Source organism: Desulfofundulus thermosubterraneus DSM 16057, assembly GCF_900142025.1.
In the GTDB taxonomy this organism is placed as follows: Bacteria; Bacillota; Desulfotomaculia; order Desulfotomaculales; family Desulfovirgulaceae; genus Desulfofundulus; species Desulfofundulus thermosubterraneus.
On sequence record NZ_FQZM01000010.1, the window covers coordinates 88,003 to 95,271 of the forward strand.

The window sequence follows — 7,269 nt, forward strand, 5'->3', positions numbered from 1 at the left end:
CCGGTCCAGGGTGGAACGTGCAGGGGGTTTTCCGGGCTATATTGGAGGTAGCGAATGGCCTCGATAATGTCCGCCGCGTACCAGGTGGCTTCGCCGGCCAGCCGGGCATTGGTGAAGTCACGGAAGTCTTCTCGCACCTGGGCCCTAACCCGGTTCAGGATGGGAACCATATCGCCGAGAGTCTTAACCTCTTCTCCGCTCAAGCAGCGAATCACCGGCAGGTAATATGCCGTATCGGGATAACCCACCGGGTGGTCCGCCCCGTAGGTACGAATGGCCTGGTTGAGCAGTATCTCGGCATAGCTCAACGCGGTGATGGTTCCTTCATAGGTCTCTTTAAAAAGCCGCTTCGGTTCTTTCCCCGGCTCGATCGCTCCTTCGAAAATCTGGTCAAAGTTGATTTGCTCAGACATGCTGGTTCCTCCTTTCGTCCTGGCACATTAATAGTTCTGGCACAGGGCGGTTTCAAAGTCCTCGGCCACCTTGCGGTGCACGCCCAGTTTCCAGGTACGATATTCTAAAGCGCTGAGCATCTTGTTGGCAGCTACGTTGGGATCCATTTCAAAGATGAAGTAACCGCCGTATACATCGCTGGCTACCTGGGTGACGATGCTATAAATCAAGTCGCTGCCTTCTAAGGGCGGCATGGAACCCACATGTACCGGTACGCCCATGGCTACAAACCAGGAGCCAATGGCCACTGCCTTGCCGCTCATAGCCTCGGGGGCGGAGGCGATGAAAGGTACCTTCGGGGTATCTACGCCCAGCGTGTTGGCCATATCCATTAGCAGGTCGGAGGCTCGGGTATTGTCGACACAGGAACCCATGTGGAAAATGGGCGGCAGCGGAGTGCTCAAATTGGCCTTTTCACTGATCCGGGCCAGGAACTTTTTCAGCCCTTCGCCGGCAAATTCCATGGCTTCGGGAGCCAGTAGCCCTAGCTTGGCACAGGCTTGGGCGGCACAACCGGTAGCTACGGTAAAGACATCATTTTTAATCATTTCCTTAGCAATGGTGATATGGGTGTCATCCTGGAAACGCTTCAGGTTATTGCAACCTGCCAGCAGGGCCACCCCTTTGAGTTCGCCATTTAAAATTGCATCGGTAAGGGCCTTCACTGGATTGTCTGGTTCCACGGTGCGGAAGAGTTCATAAAGGGCTTCCAAGCTCCAGCCGGCTACCACCTTATTCTTGATATTGGGAATGTGTACTTTGTTGGGGTCTCTTTGCTTAAAGGCTTCAATGGCTAGCCGGATTGCCTGTTTGGCATTTTCAATCGCTTTGGTGGTTTGGAAGTCCAGGTAATAAGATCCAGGAATTTTGGCAATAGGTGAAGTGGTGATAATCACGGTATGGAAGCACTCAGCAACGGTGCGGATCGACGGCATGATGCACTGCACGTCCACCACCATGGCATCGATGGCTCCGGTAGTAATGGCCAGTTCCTGGGAAGCAAAGGAGGTAACCAGAGGTACACCATGACGCATAAGCACCTCGTTGCCGGTACAGCAGATGCCCATCAGATTGATGCCCGCGGCTCCTGCAGCCCTGGCTTCATCTTCCATTTCCCTGGCGGCCTGGACAATAATGTCGGAGAGGATCGGGTTGTGCCCGTGGAGGACAATGTTTACCTTGGTCGGGTCAATGACTCCCATGTTGGCTTCACTGACTACTGGCTTGGGGGTGCCAAAGAGAACGTCGGAAAGGTCGGTGCCCACGTGCATTCCTGTATAATCCGCCAGCGCTACCCGCAGGGCGCTAAAGATAATGTTTACCGGGTCGTTATCCATACCGATATGTGCTTCGCTTACCAGTTCAGAAATGGTATTATAAACACCGCTGGGCATAATGTTATGGGTGCGGAATTTTTCCAACCTTCCAGGGGTAATGGTAGTTTTTACCCAGGTGGACTCACCAAAGCCTTTTAACCGGCTGTAGTCGGCCAGGGCTGCTTCGGCCACTTCCTTGGCCAGTGTTATATCATCCTTGCCTTCAGTCTCAATACCAATGCGCTTGGCAATGCGGCGTAACTTGTCGGGATCCTTGACCGTATAGTCTGGAGCATGCCCCTCTGCGCACTCCAGGAGTGTGTGGGCCATATGGCTGGCATGCTCGCTGTGGGAAGCGGCACCGGTAAGTAGCATCAAGCCGACGCTGCGAGCTACAACAGTCCATACGGAGGCGCCACAAATTCCTTTGCTGGCGGGACCTTCGTCTGTTTTAATCCGGCAGGGCCCCATCATACAAAAACGGCAGCAAATTCCTTTGTAGCCAAACTGACATTGGGGTTGCTGTGCCACCACCCGGTCAAAGGTGGTAATTACTCCCCTTTCCTTGGCTACATCGATCATTTCTAGCACTGCCGGATCTATGGACCTTTTTACTACCTTCGGATCAACAACCCGGGGGGCATCCGAGGGCCGGCAGGTATGGCTGGGATCTCTAAACCTTGGCATTGCTTTAACCTCCTTGGCTAAAAAATTAGCTGGTTGACAACTTTGGTCTTTAATTTAGCTTAAGCTCCTGGGATCTACCCTTTTGCTGCTGGAATACCTCTTTAAAACAGTGTTTGTCTTTGGCAAATTTGTTTTTTTCCGGCATCCAATGTGGTTGGTGCCGGGGTCACCGAGCTGTACCCACCCTTTAGGCAGGGATAAATAAGACAGCAAAAAACTGCAATATCCTCTCCCCAACCCCGGTGTTTACCGATCACCCGCCTCTCGCAGTATTTTTTCGCGAACCTCCCTCATGCTGGCTAATAGTTCTCCCGCTGCATCTGAGTTCGGTTCCATAGCTTTTTCCCATATTTCGTTGTTGAACTCGATGAAACCCAATATCTCTTCCGGCGAAAAATGATTTTCTATATATTCCTTTTCCCGTGCAATGCGAATCTTATTGCCAATGATCCTTACTTTGCGAATCCCCAGGTCAGCAGCTAACCGCTTGACCAGGTGCGCGGTATTTATGCTGTTGCGGCTAGGCTCTACCACTACCAGCATCAGGTCTACGCCTCTAGCTGTTCCACGGGACAAGTGTTCGATGCCGGCCCCCATATCCATAATTACTACTTCACTGCTATCTAGAAGCAAGGAAGAAACCACGGCGTTAAGGAAGGTATTTTCGCGGCAATAGCATTCCGAACCGCCTTTTTTAATCCCACCCATGCGGATAAATTTGATGTTTTTATACTGGTAGCTGTAATCATCCAACACATCGTTCACTTGCGGGTTAAGAGTATAGAAGGCACCATCTCCAGTTTTGGTCCGGATGAGATCACGCATTTCCACAACGGGTTTTAACCCGCTGGCAACCTCTTCGGGGATCCCTATGGCGGCAGCCAGACAGGCATCGGGATCGGCGTCAATGGCATAAACGGTTTGGTGGGTTTCCGCAAAGGACTTAACCAGTGCAGCAGCAATGGTGGTTTTGCCGACACCGCCCTTTCCGGAGATGGCCAGCTTCATTAAGTTTCACCTCGGGCACATTTCATAAATACTTTTTCCATCTGCTGGGCTATAGTTATAAGGTAACTAAATGTCTTTTCTACATAGCCGGGGGTAATTCCTGCCTCATCTTTATATTTTTAAAATTTTGAAGTTACGATTTCGACGTGGCTATTATTTTTCCTGCTGACACAAAGAAAAATTTTGAACTCATGCAGGTTTATATTTTATCGTTACCGGTATCTTGAACTCAGGTTTCGTTTTGTTTCTGTAACAGGTGTTCTTCTAGGCGGGCAACCCTGTTTTTAAGTTCCTCTATTTCCGCTCTGGTAACCAGACCCAGATCGTCTCTTAATTGGGAGATCTCCCGGCGTAAGGTTTCCGCAAGGTTGGTCTTTTCCTGCTCCCCTTTTGCGATTAGTTCCTGCAGAAAATTGCGTGCTTCTTCTCTGCTCATTTGTCCCCTTTCTGTCAGCTCGTTGATCATTTTTTCTGCCCTTTCGGTGGTTAAAGCCAGGGCGCCAATACCGGCCAGGATTAGCCTTTCAGCTGTCTTAAACATGTGTTTTGGCCTCCTTAAAGAATATTTGGTGATCATAACCAAGTATAACACGTGTTGGTGGCATTTTAGGGATGGATTTTTGTAATTTTTACTTGAATAGGTATATAAAAGGCTTTTCCGGGAGATACTAAGAATACTCCGCTTTGGTGAGTTCTATCTCTCCCCGTCCAGCGCAAAGCTGGACATTTTTTTGATCCTGTTGCCCTTGACGCCGGTGGTAGGAGAGGTTATAATTAAGTTTGTATCATTAAAGTTTGGCTTGTATTACTAGCGGGATGTGGCGCAGTTTGGTTAGCGCGCTTGCCTTGGGAGCAAGAGGCCGGGGGTTCAAGTCCCTCCATCCCGACCAGGGCCATTAGCTCAACTGGTAGAGCAGGCGACTCTTAATCGTCAGGTTGGGGGTTCGATTCCCTCATGGCCCACCAAATAAGGCTTTCACGGGTCAGGGGCAGCCGGTTTACTGCAAAATTACTGCAATGAAAATCGCTGCAGGAAGCCCCTGGCGCGTCCTTACTTTTCCCTTCCTTCGCGGAAGGGTTTTTCTTTTGCCCGAATACGGCATCCAGCTTCTCTGCCGCCTGCTCCATCAGCTCCGGCACCAGATGGTTGTGTGTGTTAAGGGTTATGGCGATCTTTGAGTATCCGAAGCATTTAGATTGGAAACCCCCGGGAAGAGTTAACTTCCCTGCCGGCAGTTAGGTACTGGGCCTGTTAACGCCAGAAATACGTGTTCTTTTTTTATATTCCGCCGCGTACCCCATATCCCATACCGGCCGGTATCCGGTGCTGGTGGAACCTGGTATGCGGTACCGACGGATTACCCCCTGAATGCGCCTTCTGATCAAAATAAGCCCTCCTCCTAAGCTTTTTGTTAGTATTTTGTCTTGCCGCAATGTATTTTATTTTAAAAACTTTGGGAGGAATTTTTCCCGGGCTGTAGAAAGGGTACATACAATGTTTATTAAGGGGGGGGTTTTCTTGACAAAACCAAAGAAGTTTAAGTTTAACTACCAGATTAACCAGGAGCTTTGCATGTCCTGTGCGGCCTGTGAGCTGGAATGTAAGGATGGGGGCATTTATATTGACGACACGGTACACTATAATATTAACCTGGACAATTGTACCCGCTGTGGTCGTTGTTACCGTGCCTGCCCGGCAGGGGCAATTAGTAGAGTACCCAATCCTTAACGCATGAATGGTTGATGAACGCGGGTGCTTAACCTTTGACTACTCCCAGGGGCCGTAACTTGATTTTGATTTCCACGAGATCCCTCTGGTCTTCCATTACCTGATCAATGTCCTTGTAGGCCTGGCGGCACTCTTCCGCCAGGTCTCCCTTTTTGGCCTTAAATAGCTCAACTCCCAGAGCCTGCATTTCTTTAATAACTTTTTCCACCGGTATGCGCCGGCGGGCTTCATTGCGACCCATTACCCGTCCTGCCCCATGGGAACAGCTGGCAAAACTTTCCGGATTGGCCAGGCCGCGGCAGATGTAAGACGGGCTACCCATGGACCCGGGTACGATTACGTCCCCTACCGCCCGCACGGCCCCCTTGCGGTGTACCATCACCTGCTGGCCAAAGTGCTTTTCTAAAAAGGCGTAATTATGGTGCACGTCCAGTTCTTCTCCCCAGGTAAAATCAGGCAACAGGGAATGGCAGATTTCCAGGATTACTTTCATCATATGAGCCCGGTTTTCCCGGGCAAATTCCAGGCAATACTGCATGGCCGCCAGGTAATTTTGTCCTTCATGGGTATCTAAAGGCAAATAAGCCAGTTGCCATTCCCGGGGTACTGGGGGACCATACCTCTCGTTTAAGTTTATGGCCAGGCGGTTGTAATAATCGGCCACTTTTTTGCCAAAGTTCCGGGAACCGGAATGCAACATGATCCAAACATAATCCTGTTCGTCTCTTTGTATTTCGATAAAGTGATTTCCTCCCCCCAGCGTACCCAGCTGGTACCTGGCGTTTTCCAGTTCTTCCCGGATTACCGGTACATCTGGGGCGCGGTGAAAAAGGGGGCTGCTTTGAGGTTTTTTATGATGGTTAAAGCCGGTGGGAATAGCCCGCTGGATCTGGTTTAGGATATCCCTTAAACGGGGCCGTACAGCTTCCACCGTCTGATTTGTTCTCACTGCCCGCACCCCGCACCCCACGTCCACCCCTACGGCGTTAGGGATGATTACCCCTTCCGTGGCCAGCACTCCCCCGATAGGCATGCCGTAACCCTGGTGGACGTCGGGCATCAGGGCAATGTGATGGCGGGCATACGGGTGATTGGCCAGGTGACGGGCCTGTTCCAGGGCGCCCTCTTCCACCTCCCGGGCCCAAATTTTAATGGGTAGCCTTTCAGTTGTAATAATCCTCATTGTCCTCACCTCGCCAGCGACAGAACCTATTATAACATGGCCTCCCATAAAAAGCCAGGAAGGTTTTTGGGGGATTTTTAGGATATAGTTTGTTTTCATTGTACATACTTTAAGGGGACAAATTATATTCCGCGCAGGTAAAAGGCATGAGTATTAAGGAGGTTTTAAGCCCGTGAGCTGGTTGGACTTTTTGGACAACCGCCCCAATCCCGGCATCCAAAGGCAGCAGATGTCCTTTCAAGTGCGGGAAGCGCAGAAAGCCACCTTTGAAATGGGGGTAATGCTCAGCCAGTTGGCCGCATCCCAGCCGCATCTGTCCCAGCAATTTAGCCAACTGCAACAATTAAACACGCGGGTGGGCGACCTGCTTCAGCAGGTGCAGCAACAATTGAATCCACCCCAGTCTTAGTCGGATTAAAATAGCAGATAAAGTCTTATCGTTTGGGCGGGCGATAGACTTTACAAACGACAGGCTAAGGCCAGCTAAAACCCGGCGTAGCTGAAATGGACTGGCTGGTGCTTCGAAAGGAATGATGTGCGTTTAACCCGGGTAAAATTCCGGGACGAAGCGGTATGATCGCCTGCCTAATTTTGCAAGTGCATCTTCGTTCAAAAATAAAAGGCTTTTGGGTATTATCCCAAAAGCCTTTACCCGTGTACGCCCGGCATGGGCGTTAACTTGGTGGTGAAAGTCCACTGCAGGCGAGGCAGCACGAGTCTGCTAGCCAAAGGCAAGGGTGTCCATCGCGAGGTGGAATCCGAAGGAAGCCGGAGGCAAAACCACGGCCCGATGAACAAGAACCCCATAAGAGGCTAAGCCGTTCGGATGAGCTGGCGTGACACAGCGAAATCCCAGGCTGCCAAGGGACGGCGGAGTATATGGGGCGGGCACG

Annotated in this window: 7 protein-coding genes and 2 tRNA genes; 4 read left to right on the forward strand and 5 right to left on the reverse strand. The window is 50.8% G+C overall.

The annotated features are described in order from the left end of the window. The 4 genes from BUA65_RS17835 to BUA65_RS04895 form a co-directional block, all read right to left on the reverse strand. The coding region (locus tag BUA65_RS17835; RefSeq protein WP_500683352.1) for an anaerobic carbon-monoxide dehydrogenase catalytic subunit at positions 1 to 413 on the reverse strand (413 nt) is incomplete at its 3' end. A 27-nt stretch (positions 414 to 440) separates the two neighbouring features. Then, complete coding sequence (cooS, locus tag BUA65_RS04885) at positions 441 to 2,456, reverse strand: anaerobic carbon-monoxide dehydrogenase catalytic subunit (RefSeq protein ID WP_072867655.1); 2,016 nt, start codon at positions 2,454 to 2,456, stop codon at positions 441 to 443. A gap of 246 nt (positions 2,457 to 2,702) precedes the next feature. Next, positions 2,703 to 3,464: an ATP-binding protein gene (locus BUA65_RS04890; RefSeq protein ID WP_072867657.1), complete on the reverse strand. Its 762-nt coding sequence runs from the start codon at positions 3,462 to 3,464 to the stop codon at positions 2,703 to 2,705. 229 nt (positions 3,465 to 3,693) lie between these two features. After that, complete coding sequence (locus tag BUA65_RS04895; protein ID WP_072867659.1) at positions 3,694 to 4,005, reverse strand: phasin family protein; 312 nt, start codon at positions 4,003 to 4,005, stop codon at positions 3,694 to 3,696. A gap of 271 nt (positions 4,006 to 4,276) precedes the next feature. Here BUA65_RS04895 and BUA65_RS04900 point away from each other — a divergent pair. From BUA65_RS04900 to BUA65_RS04910, 3 genes are all read left to right on the forward strand, one after another. After that, positions 4,277 to 4,354: transfer RNA gene (locus BUA65_RS04900), tRNA-Pro, on the forward strand. Next, positions 4,355 to 4,430 (forward strand) — tRNA-Lys (locus tag BUA65_RS04905). A gap of 553 nt (positions 4,431 to 4,983) precedes the next feature. Continuing rightward, positions 4,984 to 5,193 (forward strand): 4Fe-4S binding protein, encoded by a 210-nt coding sequence (locus BUA65_RS04910; RefSeq protein WP_013822593.1) that lies wholly within the window; start codon positions 4,984 to 4,986, stop codon positions 5,191 to 5,193. 28 nt (positions 5,194 to 5,221) lie between these two features. Here the strand turns inward: BUA65_RS04910 and BUA65_RS04915 are convergent, their stop codons facing one another. Further along, positions 5,222 to 6,376: an RtcB family protein gene (locus BUA65_RS04915; RefSeq protein ID WP_072867663.1), complete on the reverse strand. Its 1,155-nt coding sequence runs from the start codon at positions 6,374 to 6,376 to the stop codon at positions 5,222 to 5,224. Between the two features lie 172 nt (positions 6,377 to 6,548). Between BUA65_RS04915 and BUA65_RS04920 the strand changes: the two genes are divergently transcribed. Then, a complete protein-coding gene (locus tag BUA65_RS04920; protein ID WP_072867665.1) occupies positions 6,549 to 6,785 on the forward strand; it encodes a hypothetical protein in 237 nt (78 codons plus the stop codon). Positions 6,786 to 7,269: the final 484 nt, after the last annotated feature.

Excerpts from the sequence above, each read along its gene's own strand:
- cooS (WP_072867655.1), bottom strand. The coding sequence starts at position 2,456 with ATGCCAAGGTTTAGAGATCCCAGCCATACCTGCCGGCCCTCGGATGCC.
- BUA65_RS04890 (WP_072867657.1), bottom strand. The coding sequence starts at position 3,464 with ATGAAGCTGGCCATCTCCGGAAAGGGCGGTGTCGGCAAAACCACCATT.
- BUA65_RS04895 (WP_072867659.1), bottom strand. The coding sequence starts at position 4,005 with ATGTTTAAGACAGCTGAAAGGCTAATCCTGGCCGGTATTGGCGCCCTG.
- BUA65_RS04915 (WP_072867663.1), bottom strand. The coding sequence starts at position 6,376 with ATGAGGATTATTACAACTGAAAGGCTACCCATTAAAATTTGGGCCCGG.